This is a genomic window from Novosphingobium sp. 11B (genome assembly GCF_054589055.1).
Window position 1 is genome coordinate 1 of record NZ_BAAILP010000059.1, and the last position, 19,911, is coordinate 19,911.

Consider the following 19,911-nt stretch of genomic DNA (forward strand, 5'->3'; position numbering starts at 1 on the left):
GCGCCCTACAGATCGCGATAGTCTGGCGCGGCGCGGTTCCTGAAGGCTTCCACCGCCGTTTCGTGATCGGCGGTCGCGATCAGCATGCATTGCTGGCGATCCTCCAGCGTCAGCGCGGCGTCGATACCCGGCGCATCGACGGTGAGATTGAGAGTCTCCTTCGTCATGCGCAGCCCCATCGGCGAGGCGCGCAGCATATCGCGGGCCATCGCCAGGCCCGCTTCCATGAGAGCCTCGCCAGCCACCACCGAACTGACCAGCCCGGTCGCCAGCGCGCGCGGCGCGGCGATGAAGTTACCGGTCATCAGCAATTCGGAAGCCACCGACAGCCCGACTAGGCGCGGCAGCAGATAGCCCGAACCCATGTCGCATCCGCCCAGCCCCACGCGCAGATAGGCAGCATTGAGCCGCGCATCCTCCGCAGCGATGCGCACGTCGGCCGCCAGTGCCAGCGAGAACCCCGCACCGCAGGCCGCACCGTGCAGCAGCGCGATGACGGGCTGCGGGCACGCCCGCATGGCGCGCACGATCCCCGAATAGAGCCGCTGCATCGCCAGTTGCCGCTGGTTGCGCCCCGGTCCTTCATTGGCGAAAGCGTCGGAGCCCAGTTCGGCACCCGCGCAGAACATGCGTCCGGCACCGCGCAGGATCACCACACGCGTCTCCAGCCGTGCGGGCAGGCCGCTGAAGTAGTCGAGCAGCGCCTGTGCCAGTTCGGGCGAGACGGCGTTGAGCTGGTCGGGGCGATTGAGCGTGACGATCTCGATCGCGCCTTCGCTTTCCACCGTAAGCACCGTGCCGCTCATGCGATGATGTTCTCCGACCGTTGGGCATAGAGGCGTCGCAGCGCCATCTTGTCGAGCTTGCCGGTGCTGGTCCGGGGCATCGTGTCGATAACCCGGATCGCATCGGGCAACCACCACTTCGCGACGAAGCCTTGCATATGCTCGCGCAGCGCCGCCTCGTCGAGCGCCTCGACGCCCTCGGCCAGCGTGACCAGCATCAGCGGCCGTTCCTGCCAGCGCGGATGCGGGATGCTGATGACGCCCGCCTCGGCGACGCCGGCGAAACTGGCCGCCGCCGATTCCAGTTGCAGCGTGCTGATCCACTCGCCGCCGGACTTGATGACGTCCTTGGCGCGGTCGACGATCTCCATGGAACCGTCGGGATAGATGCGCGCGATGTCGCCCGTCTCCAGCCATTCGAAGCCTTCCGCATCACTGAGGCCCACGTAGCTGCCCGAGGCGATCGGCCCCCGCACCAGCAGGTGGCCCGCGTGCTCGCCGTCGAACGGAAGCGGCTTGCCCTCGTCATCGACGATGCGCATCTCGGACAGGAAACCGACGCGCCCTTGGCGGGCGAGGTGGCGTTCGTGCTGTTCGTCGGCCGGCAGAGTGTCGGACCCTGCCGCGGGGGCGCTGCGCGAGCAGCCCGGCACTTCGGTCATGCCCCAGGACTGGCACAGGGTGATGCCGAAGCTCTCGAAGCGCTCGGCCAGCGCGCGCGACGGGCGAGTACCGGCAAGCAGGCCTGTGCGCACCGTCTCCAGCTTCGAGCCCTGACGTTCGGCGGCGTCGAACAGGTCCATCCAGATCGTCGGCACGGCGCCGGTGATCGTCACACCCTCCCCATCGATCAGTTCGATGATGCCCTCGGGCGAGAAATCGCGGCCGTTGAGCACGAGCTTGTGGCCGTTCATCGGCGCGGTAAAGGGCATCATCCAGCCATTGGCATGGAAGATCGCGGCGATCGGCAGCATGCATTCCAGCGAGCCGCGCCGGTGCGTGCCGTACATGTCGGCCATCGACATGTTCATCGACCCCAGCGTGATCGAGCGGTGCGTATAGGCGACGCCCTTGGGCCGCCCGGTCGTGCCCGAAGTGAAGCAGATCGTCGCCGCTTGGTTCTCGTCGAAAGTGGGCCATGCAAAGTCAGCCGAGGCGTCACCGATGAAATCGGTCTTGGTGACGAAGCCGGGCAGTGCGCTCGCCGGAACCGGCGCGCCGGGTTCGTCCATGAACACCCAGCGTGTGACCATCGGCGTGATAGCCGCGACCTGCTCGGCCAGCGGCAGGGTGTCGGCATCGATGAAGATCGTGATCTCGCCGACCTTCTCGATCATGTAGCGCAGATCTTCGGCCGTCAGGCGCGGATTGAGCGTGTGCAGCCCCGCCCCGATGCCGAGCGCGGCATAGAACAGCTCAATGTGGTTGGAGGTATTCCACGCCAGCGAACCGACGACGTCGTCCACCTTGAAGCCATGGCCGGTCATGGCATTGGCCAGCCGCTTTGCCCGGTCGCGCATCCGCGCCCAGTCCGAACGCTCGATCACGCCGTCGATGCGGCGCGCTACGAAGGGCGTATCCCCGTGATGCTCGGCGGCATGGTCGATCAGCCGCGACAACAGCATCGGGTTCGTCATCATCGTCCCGCGCAAGATTCAGGTCCTCTCTCTTTTTTTCCGGCTCGGGGGAAAGGGCCTGCGCCCCCTCCCCCGGCCACCCGTCAGAAGCGGGCCGCGAGCGCTACGCCGTAGCTCGCCGGCCGCCCGGTGTACCGCACCTGGGTATCGTACAGGATTGGTGCATTGGTGTAATAATACTCGTTAGTGACGTTATTCGCGAACACCGTGAGTCGATACGCATCGTCAGAAAACGACAATCCGGCACGAAGGTCAACCAGTGTATAATCTTTCAGCTTGGCGGTCGGTACGGTATCGATCACCGAGTAGGTCGAGCTGTTGTGCGTTGCCGTCCCGCCGAGGAATGCCGAGACGCCCTCGCTGAGCGCGAACTCGTAATCAGCGGAACCATTCACCGACAGCTTGGGCGCAAAGGGGATCGGGTTGCCCTCGAAATCCTGCACGCCGCCGTTGAAGCCGACGCCGGTATATTCGTCGATGCGGGTATCGACGTATGTGCCGCCCAGACGCAGGTTCAGGCCATCGACCGGCTCGGCCATGATCTCCGCCTCGACGCCCATCAGGCTCGACTTGGGCACGTTGACCAATGCGTCGAGCACGCCGAACACCGGGTCGATGCGCTTGCCGCGGATCTGCTTGTCCGTATACTTGTAGTAGAACCCGGCCAGATTGAACTGCATGCGCCGGTCTAGCATGCTGGCCTTGAAGCCGCCTTCGAAGGCCAGCACCGATTCCTGCGTGACCGGCGCGAACTGCGCGGTGCTGGATGCATTGGTGAACAGGAAGCTGCCCGCCTTGTAGCCCTTGGACACGTTGGCATAAAGCAGCAGTTCGGGAAGCGCCTGATAGTCTATGCCGCCGCGCCAAGAAACGTTGTCCTGGTCGAGCGAGCCTTCGTACAACGTCGGCAGGAAAGTCGCCTCGTCCAGCGTCACGCATCCGCCGACTGGGATCGCCGGGGTCGGAGCAGCGGTCGGATCGATCGCCTGACGCACCTGGGTCGAGACGGCGGTGAAGAACGCCGCCGCGCCGCCGTTTCCGGCATCGCGCGTGCAGGTCTGCGCGTCGCGCTGGCTCTTGGTGTAGCGCACACCGCCCTTCACCGTCAGGCCGGGCAGGATCTCGTAGTCCGCATTGGCGAAGACCGCATAGTTGTCGATCTGCGAGTTCAGGAAGAACGTGTTGGTATTGGCCGGGAAGCCGAGGTTCGCCACCACCGAGCTTTGCCCCGCATACTGGTCGGCGAATTCCTTCGATGTGGTGTGCTCGAAATTGCCGCCGACGATCCAGCTGAACGGGCCGGAGCCGTTGCTGGCGATGCGCAGTTCCTGGCTGAACGACTTGAGCGAACCATCGAACAGGAACTCCAGCGATTCCACGGCGACGCCGTCGGGATCGTTGACCTGCTTGCGGCTGAAATCGACGTAGGAGGTGATCGAGGTCAGCTTGAGGCTGTCCGAAAGCTCATAGTCGGCGCGCAGGGCCGCCTGCCACTGGCGGTCGTCGCCCTTGGGACGGCGGTTGGGGTTCCAGTCGGCAGTACGCGGCTTGGACGGCGCGAAGGGCGTGGCGGCAAGACCCGCGCCGACCGGGCCGACTTGCGGGAACAGGGCGATGTACTGGCCCGCCTGCGGGTCCGACTTGTCGATCATGCCATTGACGTTGAGCGATACCGAGAGCCGGTCGGTCGGCGTCCAGTCGAGCAGGACGCGGCCCATGTAGAGTTCCTTGTCGCCCAGCTTGTCGTCGTCGGGCCGGGTCTGGCTCTTCTGCCAGGCGCCGCCCTGCGCGGTCTTGGCCGCGACGCGGACGCGCAGCGTGTCGCTGATCGGACCACTGACGAAGCCGCTCGCATCGACTTCGCCGAAGCTGTCGATGCTGGCATTCACGCCTGCCTTGAAGTCGGCGGTCGGCTTGGCGGCGATGTAGTTGATCGCACCGCCCGTCGCGTTCTGGCCGAACAGCGTGCCCTGCGGTCCCTTGAGGACTTCGACGCGCTCGACGTCCAGCGCCGCCGTGCCGACCAGCGCCGGGAACGGCATCGGCACTTCGTCGACGTAGACGCTGACCGCCGGATAGGCCGCCAGCGAGTTCTCGTAGAAGCCGACACCGCGCAGCGTGTAGACCGGCGTGTTGTAGATGCTGTTGGCCACTGTCAGCGCCGGAATCACCTTGGCGAGATCCGACACGCTGTTGACGCCCTGCTTGACCAGATCGTCGGAGGACAGCGCCTGGATCGTCAGGCCGACCTTGTTCAGCGATTCCGAGCGCTTCTGAGCAGTGACGATGATTTCGCCGACGCCCGCCGTGGGCTGCGCCGCGCTCGCCGCTTCGTCCTGCGCCATGGCGACGCCCGGCGTGGCCACAAGGCCGATGAAGGCGACGCCTGCCAGTAACTTGCTGGATTTCATGTATCTTCTCCCGTGAACTTTGTTTTTCAGTTGGTTTCGAAAGCGATCGGCAGAGACTTCAACCCTCCCACGAAGTTGGTCTCGATGTAGCGGGGGCTGCCGTTCAGCCGGACGGCGGTGAGGTGCGGCATCAGCTCTTCGTAGAGGATGCGGATCTCGAGCTTGGCGAGGTTCTGGCCGAGGCACATGTGCGGGCCGGAACCGAACGAGAGGTGCCGGTTGCGCTTGCGGGCGAGGTCGAAAGTCCCCGCGTTCTCGAAAATGTCCTCGTCGCGGCTGGCGGAAGGGTAGGACAACATGAGGCGCTGGCCCTTGCGGATCACGGTCCCGTGCAGGTCGAAATCGTCGATCGCGGTGCGCGTGAAGTGCCGCACCGGCGCCGCCGTACGCAGGGCTTCCTCGACGAAGGACGGGATGAGGCTCGGGTCCGCCTTGAGCCGCGCGAACTGGTCGGGGTGCTCGCACAGCGCTTTCATGCCGGTGGCGGTCGTGGTCGACGTGGTATCGTGCCCGGCGGTGGCGATGGTGATGTAATAGCCGTTGGCGAAGAAATCGCTGATCGGCTCACCGTCGATCTCGGCATTGGCGATGACGCTCATAAGGTCGTCGCGCGGGTTCTCGCGGCGATCGCGGGTCATCGGCGTGAAGTAATCGTAATATTCCTGGATCACCCGGTGGAACTGGCGCGCGGCCATGTCGGGGGTGATCTCGATGTCGCTGCGCTGCTCTTCAGGGTCCTTGGAGCCGAAGAATTCCTGCGTCATCTTCAACATCTTGGGCAGGTCCGTCTCGGGGACGCCGAACATGTTCATGATGACCCTGAGCGGGTATTCGAGCGCGAAATCCTTGACGAAATCCACCTCGCGCGGACCGGCCAGCAGCCGCGCCACGGTGTCCCTGGCGATGATGCGGATATCGCTCTCGAGCCGGGTGATCCTCGCGGGCGAGAAGTACGGAACGGCGATCGAGCGCAGCGCCTTGTGATCGGGATTGTCCATGTGCGTAAGCGCCGCGACGACCTGGCAGGTGCCGTTGTTGGCCGACCGCAGGAAGGCGTCGTCGGCCTGCGGGTTGTAGATCGGATTGTCGACCATGTTCAGGAACACGTCGGCGCGGCGCTCGACAGTGACGACGTCGTTGTACTTCGTGACCATCCAGATCGGATCGTAGCCGCCGAGATGCGCCCAGCCGATCGGCCGGTTCGCCCGCATCCACGCCAGCGCCTCGTGAAACGAAGCCTCGTCGGCGCAGAGGTTCGGGTTCACCACCTTTTCGGCGATGTCATCGGGAATGCGAAGTTCGTCCGGTCCGAACGCGAGTGTGTCGGTCTGCATGATCGGTTGCCTTCAGAAGGTGAGCACGGGCTTGACCACCAGCCCGGCAAGCTGGTCTTCGATCGCCTGGTTGATCTGGTCGAACGGATAGGTGCGCACGAGCTTGTCGAGCGGCAGGCGTCCCGCCTCGTAGTGAGCCAGAAGCTCAGGAATATAGGTGTCGGGGTCGGTATCGCCCTCGATCACCGCCTTCAGCGTCGCGCCGCTGGCGAGGAAACCGAGCATCGAGGTCGAGAACACCGCATCCATCTTCTTGGGCACGCCGAGGAACGCCATCGTCCCGTGCGGGGCGAGCGAGGCCAGCGCCGCCTGCACCACCGCGTCCACCGCCGTGGTATCGACCACGTAATCGACGCCGCGCGCGGCGATGGCGCGGATAGCCTCAGTCACGTCGCCGGCGGCCGGATCGATCGCATGGGTGGCGCCAAGCTCCGCCGCAAGGGTACGCCGCGCGGCTACCGGCTCGATCACGATGATCGGATCGCAGCCCGCAAGTTTCGCCCCCATCACCGCACTCAGCCCCACCGAGCCGCCACCGAAGATCGCGATCGAACGCCCGGCCTTCGCCGCGATCGAGCGCATCACCGCGCCTGCTCCCGTCTGGATGCCGCATCCCAGCGGCGCGGCCATGGTCAGGTCCGCGTCTGCGTGGACCTTCACGGTGTTGTGCTGCGTCGCGATCGCGTAAGTCGCGAAGGATGACTGCGCGAAGAAGTATCCGCCCACGGGTTCGGAGCCGCAGCACAGCGTCGCGCTGCCGTCCGGACGGCGGCCGCTGTAGTTGAGCGTCATCCCCTTTTCGCAGTAGGCCACGTCGCCCCGGCGGCAGTTGGTGCATTCGCCGCAAGAGCCCACGGTGAGCACCACCTTGTCGCCCGGCGCGACCTTGGTGACGCCCGGGCCGACGCGCTCGACGATGCCCGCTCCCTCGTGCCCGAGCACGATGGGCATCTGCACCGGCAGCGACTGGTCGCGTGCCGCGATGTCGCTGTGGCACACGCCCACCGCCACCAGGCGCACGAGAACCTCGCCCTCGCGCGGTTCGTCGATCTCGATTGTTTCAAGCGCAAAGGGGCGCCTGGCCTCGCGCGCAATGGCGGCCGTAATCTGCATATGCCGATTTCCAGTTCAAGAGGGTTTGGCGCGGAGACGGGGAGAGAGTTCGCCCCCGCGCCGGGACCGTCAGCCGCCCGGAAGGACGACGACCGTGTTCGTCTCGGAGTGGTTCAACACGCCCGATGTGGCGCCTCGACCACACCGGCCGGGCGTGGAGCGCGAAGCACCTGCGCGCGTTTGCACTTCGGTCTTTTCAGATGGATGCTGCCTTGCATCTTCGTCTCCCAAGCCATCGCTTTGCACGATCGGCTTCAAGTGCTACGTACTTCGTATACGCAGTTTGTAATCTGATTTACTTCCCGTGACAAGCGGCAAAATCAAAACTAGGAAAATGCCATGAAGATGGGGGAACTGGAGCACCTTACGGGAGTAAACCGGGAGACGATCAGGGTGCTGATCCGCAAGGGTTTGGTACCCCCGCCCGACAAGCCGAAGGCAACCGTGGCGCATTACAGCGACGAGCATGTGCGGGCGATTCGGGCGGTGCGCAATCTGCAACGCGAACATCAGGTAACGCTGGACGAAATCGGAGCGATGCTGCGCGGCGACAAGCTCGACAAGCGGTTGGAGGCGCCCGCGTTCCACCATCTTGAGAATCTGGTGGCCGCGCGCTTCGGTGAGGACGACCGCACGATTGCATTGGAAACGCTGCAGCAGGGAAATCCGCATGCGGAACGCGACGCACGTGGCCTCGCGGCGCTTGGCGCCGTCGAACTCATCGAAACGGAGGAGGGAACGGCCGTCAGCTATACCGACGCGAACCTGATCGGCATCTGGGCACGCATGCGCGAAGCAGGCTTCGAGGAATCGGCCAACTTCTTCCCGGAAGTGCTGGACCACTATACCAAGTCGGCCGACTATCTCGCCTTCGCCGAAGCCACCCGCTTCATCGCCCGCACCGAAGGCCTGATCCGCGAAGAACGTGCAGCCGATATGCTGAGAACCGGCCTCCCCCTCATGCTCGACTTCTTCGGGGTGCTGAGGATGAAGTATTTCATGCGCTACCTGACCGCTGAAAGTGAAGGTCGGCTCCACGAGATCGTACCGCCGCGCCTGGACCGCGCAGGCGCCGCCGATGCCGCGCCCAGACAAGAAGGACGCAGCAATCGGAAGCCTCCCTCCAAGTGAGGAGCGATTACCCCGACACGGCGCGTGCATTGGCAAGACGCGACAGCTTCTTGGAAAGCGTCGTGACGCCGATGACATCGGTCACGTTGCTGAACCCCACCCTGTCGCCCATCGTCCAGCGGTAGAGGGTCTGATACGAAATGAAGGCAGCATAGGCGTTGTGCCAGGGCGCGGCGGCGACGGCGGCGCCCACCATCTCCCATTTGCGGCCCTTGGCGTCGGTGATCCGCACCACGCGGTGCATGCCGAGCAGCGACAGGCTTTCCGCATCAACCTCTGCCGCCACGATGGCGCAGCTTTCACCATCGACCAGAGCATAGCCGAAGCGAAACGTGGTGTAGACGGTCTGCCCATCGACGATGTCCAGCGTCATGATGAGGTGGAACGCCAGATCAGTCCCGAACGTCATGTGCATCCACGAGACGGGCGCAGAGTTCCACTCCGCGCGCGGCCCCCAGCTGCGATCGAGGCCGTCCACGCAATCGACCGCGAAGCGATGGCCGTGCACTTCCAGTTCGCCGGTGATGTGGCCGACGAGGTCGTAATGCCCCTTCGACCAGGAATCGCCCGCACCACTCGCGGCCTCGGTGTCGCCGCCGAAATGCTCCAGCATCGGGTTCTGGCTCGGGTCCAGCGGATCGAACGGGTCCATCAGCCCCTTGAAGCGCAAGTCGAAGCGGCACAGGCCGTCGGTGCCTTTGTACCGGTAATGATAGTCGCGGGCATTGTTGCTGCCGGTGACCGCGAGGCCCGTGGACAGGCGGAAGTCCGACAGCTTCTCCGGGCACTGGACGTGCATCTGCGCATCTGAGTAATCCGCCGCACCGGCATGGGCCACGATGCCCTGGTGGATGTAGACGGACGACAGGCACACGCCCGCGTTCGGCCGCCCAAGGAAGTAGGCATTTCCACTGATCCCGGCTTCGGGCACGGAGAAGATGAGGAACATCGTCTCCGCATAGTTATGCTCGGTCGAACCGTGATGGTGAAAGTCGAGGTCTGCGTTGGTGATCATGATCCGGCCTTGCCTGGTTGGGGGAAGTGTAAAACGGGGCGCGTTACCAGGCGGGTACCGGCAACGCCTCGGGGGTCAGCTCGAAGCCGAAAGGCAAGGCCCATAGCCGCGCCTGCGCCAGCATCGCCTCGCTGCCGTCGAGGATGGCGGCGGTCACGTCCCGTTCGCAGGGAGAGCCATGCGTGGTCGCCACCAGCGCCGCCAGCTGTTCGCGCAAGTGACGGCTGGCCGCCTCGCAATCCGCCGCGTCGCGGACGCAGAGCGCAAGCACCTCTTCGCCCACCGAGATTCCGGCGGCCAGCGCCTCGCTCTCGGCCGGCAGGCTGGGCTGCACGATCGCCCTCGCCCGCTCCGCCAGCGCAAGGCAGGACGACAGTTCGAGCCGCGCGAAGCGGGTCGCTTCGGGAATGCGGTCGGCCACGAAGCCCAGCGTGGCGATCGTCAGCTGCAGTTGCTCGACCACGTGCTTGTCCGCACCGGCGAGCGCGGGCGCTATTACATCGCTGAGCGCGCGGATCGCGATGCGGACCTGCGTTTCGAAAGACTGGTTCATCGTGTGACCTCCAGAAACCGCTCGCGCAGGTCGGCGATGGCCGTGTGCCCCATCTGCGACACGAAGTTCACGAGCACGTCCTGATGCGTCCCCGCCTGCAGCGAAGCGCGCGCCGAGGCGGCGAGCGTCAGGACGCAGACGAGATAGCGGTTGAATATCTCGAAGTAGCGAATCCGCACCGGATCGACCGGGAGTCCGGAGGCCGCCTCGTATGCTGCGTAGAAATCGTCCTTCGGCATCATCCCTGACGCCAGCACGCTCCTGCCATCCTCCGAAAGATGCTGGAAGGTGGGCAGCGTGGCGTAGGTGAGGTCCTGATGCCGATCGCCGATGACCGCGCCTTCCCAGTCGAGCCAGGCGGTGATTTCGCCGGACGCCTCGTCGAACAGGAAGTTGCCGCTGCGATAGTCGCCGTGGACGATCGACGGGCGGTCCACCGGCGGCGCGTGGGCGATGAGCCACTGGTAGACGTCTTCGAGGAAAGGCTCCTCCTCGATCCGGTCCTCTTCCCAGATCCGGCGATAGGCGTTCACCTGCCGGATCACGGATGCGTTCGAGCCCTCCTGCGCCTGCATGAACGAGGCCATCGCGGTGCATTCGCCCGGATCGACGGTATGCAGGCGCGCGAGCAGGAAGACGAAATGCGGCGCGAGTTTCGCGCGCAGTTCGGGGCCGTAGTTCTGCCCAAGGCCCGACACCTTCTCCACGCCGACGCTGGGCTTTGCCGCGCCTTTTGCAAAGGCATAGACCATTCCCGGATACGGCAGATGGCGTGCCTCTGGGTCCACCCAGTAGGGGCGCGGCGCCGGGATCACGCCCTGCACCGCATTCAGCACCTCGAATTCGCGGCGCCGACTGGATTCGGTCACCGAGGCGGCGGGCTCCATGCGCAGCACGAGAGTTTCGACGCTTTCGGGAGCCTGCCCGTCCAACCCGCGCCACGCAAGGTCGAAGACCATCTGCAGCTTCGATGCTCCACCCGACAGCCAGCGGGCATTGGAGACTTGCGCCTCGTAGCCAAGCTCTTCGCCGATCATCGCCGTAACGCCCGCGACCAGCCGTTCGATCGGAACCGCCTTGTACGGATCGCCGCGACGGCGGCGCATCTTGCGGGTCAGGACCGCATCGATCTCGGGCTCGGTGGGGTAGCGATCGCGGATGCGGGCGATCATCGCCTCGTCGGGATGGCGCCGCTGCGCCTCGGTGAAGGACAGCACCGGATGGGACATCACCGCCGCCGTCATTGCGCGAACTCGTCGGCCATGCCCTCGGACAGGAAGTTCAGCCCGCTGAAGTCGGCGATGTGACTGTAGCCGACGCCATGGTCGCTCTCCCAGCGCATGAGCGTCTGGTACGCCGCGCTCGACGGGTTGAAGTTGTACCAGGGCGCGGCCGCCACGGTCGATCCGCGCGCGGTATAGACATTGCCGCGGTCGTCCTCGAACCGCACGTCGGCCCGCGTCACCAGCATGTCGGAACGCTTGGCGGTCATGCTCGCGTACACGATCGGGCGCCGTTCGCCGTCGATCGCCAAGAAGCCGTACTTGAACGGCCCGTAGCGTAGTTCCTTGTTCTCGAACCCGAGCCCGAAGACGAGGAACGCGCCCGTCTCGCCGTCGAGGTCGACATGGACCCAGCTGGCCGCCTTGTTGCCCCAGTCGCGGCGCGGGCCCCAGCTCTTGTCCATGCCGTCGACGCAGCAGATGGCATAGCGCCGGCCGCGCAGCAGCAGCGATCCTTCGATGCGCCCCTTGCTTTCCATGTGCCCGTTGTTCCAGCCGTCGTAGCCATCGACCTGCCCGCCTCCCAGCGCCGGGACTTGTGCTGGATCATGCGGATCGAACGGATCGCAGATCGCCCGGAACGACAGGTCCACCTCGCAGGCGCCGTCCAGCGACTTGTACGTGAAGCGGCTGTTCCGTTCGTTGAACGCCTTGAACGACAAGCCGTTTTCCAGCGTGAAGTCGGAAAAGTCCTCCGGGCAGGGCAAATGCATCTGGCTGTCGTTGTGATGTATCTGCCAGGGATGGAAACACATCCCCTTGTGTATCTCGATCGAGCTGTGACAGATGCCCAGGTTCGGCCGCGCCAGCACGTAGAGATTGCCGCTGACGCCTGCTTCGGGGACCGAGAAGATCACGAAGATCGTCTCGGTCCAGTGCGGGTCGGCCGGATCGCGGGGGTGGAACTTGAAATCGTCGGCAGTAATCATGGCTCTGCTTTCTACGAAATTCAGAAACGATAGCGGGCTTCGAGCATGAAGGTGCGGGGCTCACCGGGAACCACGAAGTTCAGACCGAACAGGCTCGCGAAGCCGATGCCGCCGCTGTAGTAGGTCTTCTTGAAGGCGTTCTTCACCAGTACCGACAGCGACAGCCCGTCTTCCTTCTGCTCCAGCCCGACCCGGAAGTTGGCGAGCGCGTAACCCGGAATCTGGGTGTTCGGATTGAGCGACTTGCCGGTCGAGCTGTAGTAATTGGAAGTCTGCGCGTAGACGTCGCCATGAAGGACGGCGTTGAACCGCTCGCTCACCGGGATCGTGATGTCCGAGTAGAACACGCCCGACCATTTGGGCGTATCCGGATAGGTATCGTAGACGGCGGTGCCGGTGCTGGTCCCGTCAGTGCCGATCACCGACACCACGTTATCCGTGAAACGCGCATGGGTGTAGTTGACGTTGCCGCCGATGACCAGCCAGTCTGCTGGCCGGATGTTGCCGTCGAGTTCGAAGCCCCTGATCTTGGCCTTGGGCACGTTCACGGTGATGCCGGCCAGCCCGCCATAGATCGAGGTGTAGAAGGCGCGCTGCACGTTCTTCACCCACATGTTGTAGAGCGCCAGGTTGAGATTGACCGGCATCGTTCCGGCATAGCCATGGAACTTCGCGCCCAGTTCGACATCGGTGGCGATCTCGGGGCGGTACTCGCCGCCAGATTCATCCGCGAAGCCCGGCGTCGGCGGTGCGTGGAAGTTGAACCCGCCACTGCGGAAGCTGCGCCGCGACGAGGCGTAGAGCAGCAGGTCCGGCGTCACCTGGTTCTGGATGCCGGCGGTCCAGCTCAGCTTGTTGAAGGTGTCGCGCTGCGGATCGATGAAGCGTCCGTCGGCATAGAATGGCGCGAATTCGGGATGGGTCGCGGCGGAGAACAGGTCGTCGGCGTCGCGAACGAAGCTGACCTTTTCCGATGTGTAACGGATGCCGCCCGTCACCTTGAAACCGGCAAGGCCGGTGTCGAACGTACCCTGCGCGTAGCCTGCGATGGCCTTGCTCGTGGTCGTCCCCGCATTGATCTGGGGCGGCAGGCCAAGCTCGTTCAGGATGTAGCTGGTGTTGCGCGTGTGATCGGCGATCTTGGCCGCATAGACGCCGGTGACGTATTCGAGACGCCCGTCGATCGCCTTGCCCACCAACTGCAGTTCGTCCGAGATCTGCTCGATCGTGCCCCGGCTGCCCTGAGCGCCCGTCTGCGCATTGCCGCGTCCGTCGATGCCGTAGGAAGTCCCATCGAGGTCACCCGCGTCGAGGAAGCCGACATGGACATAACCGAACACGTTCTTGAGCGTGACATTATCCGCGATCTCAAATGACGTGATGTTCGACACCACCCATTTCGAAATGCGGTGATCCCCCAGCGAGTCGACGTCGACCACGAAAGGACCGCGTTCGCGCTGCGCCTGCGCGAAATCGGCGAGACCGGGGAACAGCACATTCGTCGGGACGAAAGGATAACCCGGCGCATTGGCACTCGTCGGCACGACGTAGGACACCGAACCGGAAATGTTGGTGCCCTTGTCATGGTAGTATTCCGCGACAAGATCATTGGTAAAATCGGGCGACGGCTTGAGTGTAAGACTGAACCTGACGCCTTCCCGCTCGATCTTGCCCAGCTTGCTGCCGTCGTAGAGATTGAGCTGATACCCGTCCCGCGACCGGTAGACCCCCGCCACCCGCACGAGCACCTGGTCCTCCACGATCGCGCCGCCGACCGCGCCTTCGAGCTGGAAGTCGTTGAACCGGCCGTAACGGACCGATCCGTAGCCGGACAGTTCGTCGGTAGGCTTGCGCGTGGTGAACAGCACCGCGCCGCCGGTCGCATTGCGGCCGAACAGGGTGCCCTGCGGCCCCTTGAGCACCTGCACCGACTGCAGATCGTAGAAGGCCGTCTGCCCCACGCCGCCCACCTGCACCTCGTTCACATAAGGCAGGACTGCGGGCAGCGAGCTGGTGAAGGTATCGACCGTCTGCCCGCGCAGGGAGTAGTTCAGCTGGTTATCGTTCTGCTGCGCTTTGACCGTCAGCCCCGGCGCCGCCATCTGGAGGTCGCGCTCGGACACGATCGCCTGTCTGGCAAGGGCGTCACCGGTGACGACAGATACGGCGACGGGCGTACGCTGTAAGCTCTCCGAGCGGCGCTGGGCGGTGACGATGATTTCGGCCGATGCCGCAGCCGTGGATGCGCTCTGCGGCTGTGAAACCGGTACTTCCTGGGCGGCGGCATGGCTCGATACGGCAAGCAGCGCCACGCCGGCGCTGGACGACAGAAACTTCTGCAAGGCCATTTGGTGTCCCCTCCGACATCATTCCTTTCCGGCTTTGTCGCCGGATGAAGGCTCTCCTGGTCCGCGCGATTGATTTTTTGGCCAGAAGGCAGTGCGCGAACTGCGACTCAACCTATCACAAGATAACTGGTTTACAAGTAGGCCAGTCGTTACATTTCTCAATGATTATGGCGATGGATACGGACTATGCAGCATTTTCAAATTAGATCGGCCGTTATAATGGCACCGGAATTCGACCATGCCCACAAGTTTCAGCCAGGTTGAGCTGGCATGGAAAGGGACGTGCTGCATAAGAAGGGGGGAGCCCGCATGTTGTGCACGTGCCAAACGCAGCAATCGGCAGAAATCGCCAGTTCGCATGAACGAGATACCACTGATGTCAGACGACAACGCCTCGCCCAATGAACCATCGTCGGCCGCCATCGCGGACCAGCTGGTGATGCACACGATAGCGATGATCGCGCATCAGGGGCTCGACAAGCTGTCGCTGCGCACCATCGCCGCACGATCGGGCTGCTCCACCGCCTATATCTTCCAGAAATTCGGCAACCGGGACGGTCTGGTCCTCGCCGCTCTCGATCGGGCCATCGCCATCGAGCGGGCGAGCCACGCGGACCTGCTGGAACAACTGTCTCCGCTTCCGGTCGGGCAAACGGCGCTCGGGGATCTCCTCTGCTACTACGTGGAAACCAGAGCTGCGGCAGATGTACCCCGCTTCATGCTGTCCTGGGTGGCGAACAGCGTTCCCGCCCACATCGCCGGCCTTCTGGGCATATGGCACACGATGCGCCGCGACTTCTGGGAGGCGGTGAGCCTGCGATGCGGACTGCAACCCGACATGCCCGCGATCCTGGCCGCCTATGCACTCATGGAAGAAAGCTACGCGGTCGCGCTGCAGGGGAGCCTGCGCTACGACCTGCTTCTGAAAGAGACCATACGCGCCCTGCTGGGACTCAATCGGTCCGCCGACGCCAGCGAGGAAGTCAGCATCGCCGACACGCTCAATGTCGTCCCTCCACCGCTGGGGCCGGGCACGCCCGATGCCAACGGCTCCATTCGCGACCGCCTGCTGTTTCACGCACGGGAGGAAATACTCCAAAACGGTATCGGCGCGGTCAACCAGCGGTCGGCGGCACGCAACGCCGGAGCGTCAAATTCCGCGATTGCTTATTACTTCGGCTCGATGGATGCCTTCGTGGACGAGGCGATCTGGCGCGCCATGCTGTCCGACATACCTCCGGAACTCGACCCCAACAGGACCATCGAAGGACGGCGTCTGTCGGTACAGCAGTGGCTGACAGCGTTGAGCCGGCACCTGCAGGGCGCGAATGACGGCGAACCCGCAGGGTTCTATTGCACCTATGCACGGCTGACAGTTCAAACCTGCCTCCTCGCGCACTCGCGCCCTTCCCTCAAACCGCTGGTGGTGTTCCTGCGTGAACTTGACGGCTGGGGGACTTATCGCACCAGTCGCAACCTCGAAGCAACTTTCAAACCCATAGGCCGGGACCAGGCATCCGCCTTCGCCATCTGGATCAAGGGTTCCGCAGTCATCAACGCTGTAGCGGATTCAGGAAATCCGATCACAGTGGGCGCCCTCAGGTCGGGAGCTGCCTGGATCTTCGAAACGGAGCAACAGTGACTCTAGGATACGGGAACACTAAAGCGTTCATTCTGAAGCAGGGCATGGACGGCGTTCCCGTGGCAGACATCCGCCGCACAGCCGGGATCAATGCTGACTGACACCGGGCCGGTCGGAAACCTCCGCTACCGGATATCCACGGCCGGCGATCTGGGCCACCGAATCACGCTTGAACTCATCGCTGAAATTGGGCTTCCCCATCGTCGCCTCCTGTCCTCCAAATTAGGATAGAAGGCGTCCAGAATTCTAGGGGCTGCTCACACCAAACTCGATTTCTACGGCGACGAGCTCAGCGCAGAAGCTGCAAGCCGTCTCACCGCTTGCGAGGTCTTGCTCGACGAGTACGCCAAGCAGGTCTTCGAAGCCCAAGAGGAAAATCGCGGCGCAACCTAGCGCTCGCCGAACGTCAAAAGGACATCCATGCCATCCGTGCCGGCAAGTCCGCCATCATTCGTGGACGTTCATGTATTCCTCGATCGCTACCCGGTCGGTCACCAGGCCGTTTTCTGGCGCCATAGGGTCTGCATGGCCAAGTGCTAAACCCGAGACGAGAATCTGGTCGTCCGGGATTCCCAACTCGCGGTGAACCACTCCGCCAAATTCACACCAGGCTTGTTGAGCACAAGTGTCTAGTCCCCGCGCCCGCGCTAGGATCATTACGGTTTGCATGAACATACCGCAGTCAACCCATGAGCCTTCTGTGAGTTGGCGGTCGAGTGTGAAAAAGAGTAAGCGCGCATTTCGTAACACGTTGCTTCCGGAGGCAGTGCGGCCATCACAGTTGACGCTGGACGAGACAGGCCACCGCGGCGACGTCGGCAGGTCAGGCGTGTTTTTCGAAGTTGAATGGCAGCAGGTCGTCGATATCGGCGTCGAGAGGTCGCTGGGGCAGTTCAGTGAGAACATGGCGTAGCCACGCGAGAGGCTCGACGCCGCAGGCGCGGCAAGTCAGCATCAGGCTATAGGTGACGGCGCTCGCCCGTGCGCCTTCCACGGTGTCGCAGAAGAGCCAGGATTTTCGTCCCGTTGCTATCACATGTTCATTCTGCCCATGTCGGGCAGAAGGTAGAGTTTCACTACCGTTGGCATCCATATTACGGCGGCCGTTTTCGGTATGAAGGCCGCGAGGATCGGGCCAGTGGTGCGATTGTCCGGGTAGAGATCAGGCCGGGCGAGATCATTCAGGTTTCGGAGTGGATGCTGGATAGGGCGTTTTGCGCTGGTATGGCGATGGGCGAACCGCGGATTGCGGTGACTGGCCTCGTGGAGCTTCATAGACTGCTTACCGATCGCGGTTTCAGGCAGACTTCGTCGGATGGTCTCACCCCCATCCAGGAGGCGCCCTGTGAAGGCATTACCACCACCCTCGACGTTACCGATGCTGGCCCGTCAGTTGAGCATGCCGCTCGATATGCCGCAGATTCGGGGCCTGACCGACGCGGAACGCAGCACGGTTGTCGCCAAGTTGGCGACCCTCCTGATGGCGGCGGCCGGCGTCGCGGCGAAGGAGCCGAGCGATGACGGGCAATAATCTCATTCCGGCCACGGTGCTTAATCGCAAAGCTGTCGTCTACGTTCGGCAGTCCACCCCGGGCCAGGTCCAGAACAACCTGGAGAGCCAGCGGCGTCAATATGAACTTGTCGATGTTGCGCGCCGCTGGGGGTTCCGTGATGTCGAAGTGATCGACGATGACCTCGGCCGTACCGCCAGTGGCGCTGCCGACCGCCCTGGTTTCGAACGACTGGTGAGCGGCCTGTGCACAGGTATGGTCGGCGCGGTGCTGTGCCTGGATGCATCGCGCCTTTCCCGTAATGGTCGAGACTGGCATCACCTCCTGGAACTGTGCGGCCTGGTGGAAGCGCGCGTGATCGATCTCGATGGCGTGTATGATCCTTGTCGACCGAATGATCGCTTGTTGTTGGGCATGAAGGGCAGCATCAGCGAGTTTGAGCTCGGCATTTTGCGAACGCGCATGCTCGACGCGGCGCGCGCTAAAGCACGACGGGGGGAACTGCGCCTCAGTGTTCCGATCGGCTATATCTGGCACCGCGATTATGGTCTGGGGCTTGATCCTGACCTTCGGGTGCAGGAGGCTATCCGCCTTATCTTTTCGCGCTTCCGCGAGCTTGGTAGCGCCCGCCAGGTGCTGATTTCGCTCACCACGGACAATTTCCATTTCCCCCGTCCTTCTGACGGGCGCAAAAGAGTGTCCTTCGATTGGGTGCCGCTTCGCTATCGGAGCGTCATTTCGATCCTGAAGAACCCGTTCTACGCTGGGGCATACGCCTATGGCAAAAGTGAGAAGCGGACAGAGATTGTCGATGGCAGGGCTCGCAAAAGCTACGGCCACGGCAAGCCTTTTGGAACGTGGGAAGTGCTGCTCCGGGATCATCATGAAGGCTACATTGATTGGAGCGAGTTTGAGAGGAACCAGAGCCTTATTGCCGTTAATACCTTTGCAAAGAAGGGCGGCATCAAATCTGGTCGTGGCGGCCAGGCTTTGCTTGCTGGTCTGCTCACCTGTGGCCGATGTGGAAGGCGGTTGTCTGTTTCCTATAGAGGGCGGCCAAGCCATCCCTATTATCAATGCAAAAGTATCAACCAAATGCTGGCCAAACCCCGATGCATGACTTTTGGCGCGTCTCGGATCGACCCTGCTATTGGCAAAGAAATATTGAGCGCCGTAACGCCAATGGCAATCGAGGCCGCAATGGAAGCTGACCGGGCGCATCGGGATAATCTGGAAGAGCGACATCGCATGATGGAGCTGGACTTGCAGCAAGCGCGATACGAGGCGTCTCTTGCTGAACGCCGCTATGCCGCTTGCGACCCTGACAACCGCCTGATCGCTGCTCAACTTGAGAAGAGTTGGGAATCCGCGCTCAGGCGCGTGGAAACCTGTGAAGCTGCTTTGACGCAGGCAAGATAAATCGACGCAGGCATCCCAATCCCCGATTTCGCCGGCATTGCCACTGACTTGGAGGCTGCTTGGAGCGCACCAAACGTCGATACGCGGTGTCGCCAGCAACTCCTGCGCACTCTCGTGACTGACATCGTTGCCGATGTTGACGAAGAGCAACGTGAAGTCATTTTGACGATCCACTGGAAAGGTGGTCAACACTCTCAGCTGCGTATTCGCAAACCGAACCCTGGCGAACATGGCCAGAAAACGCCGGATGCTGCCCTCGCTGTAATGCGGTCCATGGCCACCCGATGGTCCGACGCCGACATTGCCGCTACTCTGAACCGGATGGGAATGCAGACCGGGCAAGGAAAAACGTGGACCGCACGCCGTGTCGGTGCACTGCGCACGGTCCATAAAATCCACGGATACCGATCTGCTGAGAAGAATGGGGAGGGGCTCACACTGACCGAAGCCGCGAAAAAGCTTGGGGTTACGGCCCATCGCGTCCGTCGACTGATCAAGGAGGGCGTGCTCCCTACCGAACAAGTTGTACCGGATGCGCCGCACCAAATCCGAGCCGCAGACCTGGAAAAGGACGAGGTGACCCAGTTTCCGCGTTACAGAGGCCCGTGTCGCATCAAAATGGAAAACCAAAAGTGCCTTTTTCCGGACGTTTGAAGAGGAGGTGCATAATGAACCAGTCGTTGCAAAAACCCTGATGTCGCGTTCGAGAAGATTGTTGTCGATCGGCATCCTGCCGTCTTCGACGTAGCGCGTCAGGTATTCCCACTGGTTGAGGGTGTAGGAGACCGCATCGCCAAGCT

At 63.1% G+C, this 19,911-nt stretch carries 16 protein-coding genes and 3 pseudogenes; 5 read left to right on the forward strand and 14 right to left on the reverse strand.

Features of this window, described 5'->3' with window-relative positions; translation table 11 throughout:
• Positions 1 to 5: 5 nt before the first annotated feature.
• From ACYPYD_RS05150 to ACYPYD_RS05170, 5 genes are all read right to left on the reverse strand, one after another.
• Positions 6 to 806, reverse strand: a complete 801-nt coding sequence (locus ACYPYD_RS05150; protein WP_459662342.1) for an enoyl-CoA hydratase/isomerase family protein — start codon at positions 804 to 806, stop codon at positions 6 to 8.
• A complete protein-coding gene (locus ACYPYD_RS05155; protein ID WP_036529664.1) occupies positions 803 to 2,437 on the reverse strand; it encodes an AMP-binding protein in 1,635 nt (544 codons plus the stop codon). Before ACYPYD_RS05155 ends, ACYPYD_RS05150 begins: the two co-directional genes overlap by 4 nt.
• A 68-nt stretch (positions 2,438 to 2,505) precedes the next feature.
• Positions 2,506 to 4,833: a TonB-dependent receptor gene (locus ACYPYD_RS05160; RefSeq protein WP_036529666.1), complete on the reverse strand. Its 2,328-nt coding sequence runs from the start codon at positions 4,831 to 4,833 to the stop codon at positions 2,506 to 2,508.
• 26 nt (positions 4,834 to 4,859) lie between these two features.
• The gene (locus tag ACYPYD_RS05165) at positions 4,860 to 6,167 is read right to left on the reverse strand and encodes a cytochrome P450 (protein ID WP_036529669.1); all 1,308 of its coding nucleotides are present in this window, start codon (positions 6,165 to 6,167) and stop codon (positions 4,860 to 4,862) included.
• A gap of 12 nt (positions 6,168 to 6,179) precedes the next feature.
• The gene (locus ACYPYD_RS05170; RefSeq protein WP_036529672.1) at positions 6,180 to 7,280 is read right to left on the reverse strand and encodes an NAD(P)-dependent alcohol dehydrogenase; all 1,101 of its coding nucleotides are present in this window, start codon (positions 7,278 to 7,280) and stop codon (positions 6,180 to 6,182) included.
• 339 nt (positions 7,281 to 7,619) lie between these two features.
• On the opposite strand from ACYPYD_RS05170, the gene ACYPYD_RS05175 reads away from it, so the two are divergent.
• Positions 7,620 to 8,411: a MerR family transcriptional regulator gene (locus ACYPYD_RS05175; RefSeq protein ID WP_051587166.1), complete on the forward strand. Its 792-nt coding sequence runs from the start codon at positions 7,620 to 7,622 to the stop codon at positions 8,409 to 8,411.
• A gap of 7 nt (positions 8,412 to 8,418) precedes the next feature.
• On the opposite strand, the gene ACYPYD_RS05180 is transcribed toward ACYPYD_RS05175, so the two are convergent.
• From ACYPYD_RS05180 to ACYPYD_RS05200, 5 genes are read right to left on the reverse strand one after another with little or no spacing between them, the layout of a single operon-like run.
• Positions 8,419 to 9,426 carry a DUF7064 domain-containing protein gene (locus ACYPYD_RS05180; protein WP_069709342.1) on the reverse strand — a complete coding sequence of 336 codons (1,008 nt, stop codon included), beginning with the start codon at positions 9,424 to 9,426 and terminating at the stop codon, positions 8,419 to 8,421.
• 43 nt (positions 9,427 to 9,469) lie between these two features.
• The gene (locus tag ACYPYD_RS05185) at positions 9,470 to 9,979 is read right to left on the reverse strand and encodes a hypothetical protein (RefSeq protein WP_036529676.1); all 510 of its coding nucleotides are present in this window, start codon (positions 9,977 to 9,979) and stop codon (positions 9,470 to 9,472) included.
• A complete protein-coding gene (locus ACYPYD_RS05190; protein WP_459662343.1) occupies positions 9,976 to 11,208 on the reverse strand; it encodes a phosphotransferase family protein in 1,233 nt (410 codons plus the stop codon). The genes ACYPYD_RS05185 and ACYPYD_RS05190 overlap by 4 nt, the downstream gene beginning before the upstream one ends.
• Before the next feature lie 11 nt (positions 11,209 to 11,219).
• The gene (locus ACYPYD_RS05195; protein ID WP_459662344.1) at positions 11,220 to 12,191 is read right to left on the reverse strand and encodes a DUF7064 domain-containing protein; all 972 of its coding nucleotides are present in this window, start codon (positions 12,189 to 12,191) and stop codon (positions 11,220 to 11,222) included.
• A gap of 20 nt (positions 12,192 to 12,211) precedes the next feature.
• Positions 12,212 to 14,539: a TonB-dependent receptor gene (locus tag ACYPYD_RS05200; RefSeq protein WP_459662345.1), complete on the reverse strand. Its 2,328-nt coding sequence runs from the start codon at positions 14,537 to 14,539 to the stop codon at positions 12,212 to 12,214.
• A gap of 358 nt (positions 14,540 to 14,897) precedes the next feature.
• Here ACYPYD_RS05200 and ACYPYD_RS05205 point away from each other — a divergent pair, with 358 nt between their 5' ends.
• Entirely contained in the window at positions 14,898 to 16,181 is a 1,284-nt protein-coding gene (locus ACYPYD_RS05205; RefSeq protein ID WP_459662346.1) for a TetR/AcrR family transcriptional regulator, read from the forward strand.
• A gap of 90 nt (positions 16,182 to 16,271) precedes the next feature.
• Here the strand turns inward: ACYPYD_RS05205 and ACYPYD_RS05210 are convergent.
• The 3 genes and pseudogenes from ACYPYD_RS05210 to ACYPYD_RS05220 form a co-directional block, all read right to left on the reverse strand.
• Positions 16,272 to 16,382 (reverse strand): annotated as a pseudogene (locus ACYPYD_RS05210) (IS3 family transposase); the annotation flags it as partial.
• A gap of 246 nt (positions 16,383 to 16,628) precedes the next feature.
• Positions 16,629 to 17,087 carry a nitroreductase family protein gene (locus ACYPYD_RS05215; RefSeq protein ID WP_081799206.1) on the reverse strand — a complete coding sequence of 153 codons (459 nt, stop codon included), beginning with the start codon at positions 17,085 to 17,087 and terminating at the stop codon, positions 16,629 to 16,631.
• Positions 17,005 to 17,298, reverse strand: a pseudogene (locus ACYPYD_RS05220) (transposase domain-containing protein); the annotation flags it as partial. The gene ACYPYD_RS05215 and the pseudogene ACYPYD_RS05220, both read right to left, overlap by 83 nt.
• Before the next feature lie 261 nt (positions 17,299 to 17,559).
• Between ACYPYD_RS05220 and ACYPYD_RS05225 the strand changes: the two are divergent.
• The 3 genes from ACYPYD_RS05225 to ACYPYD_RS05235 all read left to right on the forward strand — a co-directional run bounded on the left by ACYPYD_RS05225 (position 17,560) and on the right by ACYPYD_RS05235 (position 19,765).
• Positions 17,560 to 17,712 carry a hypothetical protein gene (locus tag ACYPYD_RS05225; protein ID WP_197524514.1) on the forward strand — a complete coding sequence of 51 codons (153 nt, stop codon included), beginning with the start codon at positions 17,560 to 17,562 and terminating at the stop codon, positions 17,710 to 17,712.
• Positions 17,699 to 19,111, forward strand: coding sequence for a recombinase family protein (locus ACYPYD_RS05230; protein ID WP_459662347.1), 1,413 nt, complete (start codon positions 17,699 to 17,701; stop codon positions 19,109 to 19,111). The genes ACYPYD_RS05225 and ACYPYD_RS05230 overlap by 14 nt, the downstream gene beginning before the upstream one ends.
• Positions 19,112 to 19,225: 114 nt before the next feature.
• Complete coding sequence (locus tag ACYPYD_RS05235; protein WP_459662348.1) at positions 19,226 to 19,765, forward strand: helix-turn-helix domain-containing protein; 540 nt, start codon at positions 19,226 to 19,228, stop codon at positions 19,763 to 19,765.
• A gap of 24 nt (positions 19,766 to 19,789) precedes the next feature.
• Here ACYPYD_RS05235 and ACYPYD_RS05240 read toward each other — a convergent pair.
• Positions 19,790 to 19,911: pseudogene (locus ACYPYD_RS05240) on the reverse strand (IS66 family transposase); the annotation flags it as partial.

Coding starts and splice junctions, on each gene's coding strand:
- ACYPYD_RS05190 (WP_459662343.1), bottom strand. CDS start 11,208: ATGTCCCATCCGGTGCTGTCCTTCACCGAGGCGCAGCGGCGCCATCCC.
- ACYPYD_RS05165 (WP_036529669.1), bottom strand. CDS start 6,167: ATGCAGACCGACACACTCGCGTTCGGACCGGACGAACTTCGCATTCCC.
- ACYPYD_RS05230 (WP_459662347.1), top strand. CDS start 17,699: ATGACGGGCAATAATCTCATTCCGGCCACGGTGCTTAATCGCAAAGCT.
- ACYPYD_RS05215 (WP_081799206.1), bottom strand. CDS start 17,087: ATGTTCTCACTGAACTGCCCCAGCGACCTCTCGACGCCGATATCGACG.
- ACYPYD_RS05180 (WP_069709342.1), bottom strand. CDS start 9,426: ATGATCACCAACGCAGACCTCGACTTTCACCATCACGGTTCGACCGAG.
- ACYPYD_RS05175 (WP_051587166.1), top strand. CDS start 7,620: ATGAAGATGGGGGAACTGGAGCACCTTACGGGAGTAAACCGGGAGACG.
- ACYPYD_RS05195 (WP_459662344.1), bottom strand. CDS start 12,191: ATGATTACTGCCGACGATTTCAAGTTCCACCCCCGCGATCCGGCCGAC.
- ACYPYD_RS05185 (WP_036529676.1), bottom strand. CDS start 9,979: ATGAACCAGTCTTTCGAAACGCAGGTCCGCATCGCGATCCGCGCGCTC.
- ACYPYD_RS05150 (WP_459662342.1), bottom strand. CDS start 806: ATGAGCGGCACGGTGCTTACGGTGGAAAGCGAAGGCGCGATCGAGATC.
- ACYPYD_RS05160 (WP_036529666.1), bottom strand. CDS start 4,833: ATGAAATCCAGCAAGTTACTGGCAGGCGTCGCCTTCATCGGCCTTGTG.
- ACYPYD_RS05170 (WP_036529672.1), bottom strand. CDS start 7,280: ATGCAGATTACGGCCGCCATTGCGCGCGAGGCCAGGCGCCCCTTTGCG.
- ACYPYD_RS05200 (WP_459662345.1), bottom strand. CDS start 14,539: ATGGCCTTGCAGAAGTTTCTGTCGTCCAGCGCCGGCGTGGCGCTGCTT.
- ACYPYD_RS05225 (WP_197524514.1), top strand. CDS start 17,560: ATGCTGGCCCGTCAGTTGAGCATGCCGCTCGATATGCCGCAGATTCGG.
- ACYPYD_RS05205 (WP_459662346.1), top strand. CDS start 14,898: ATGAACGAGATACCACTGATGTCAGACGACAACGCCTCGCCCAATGAA.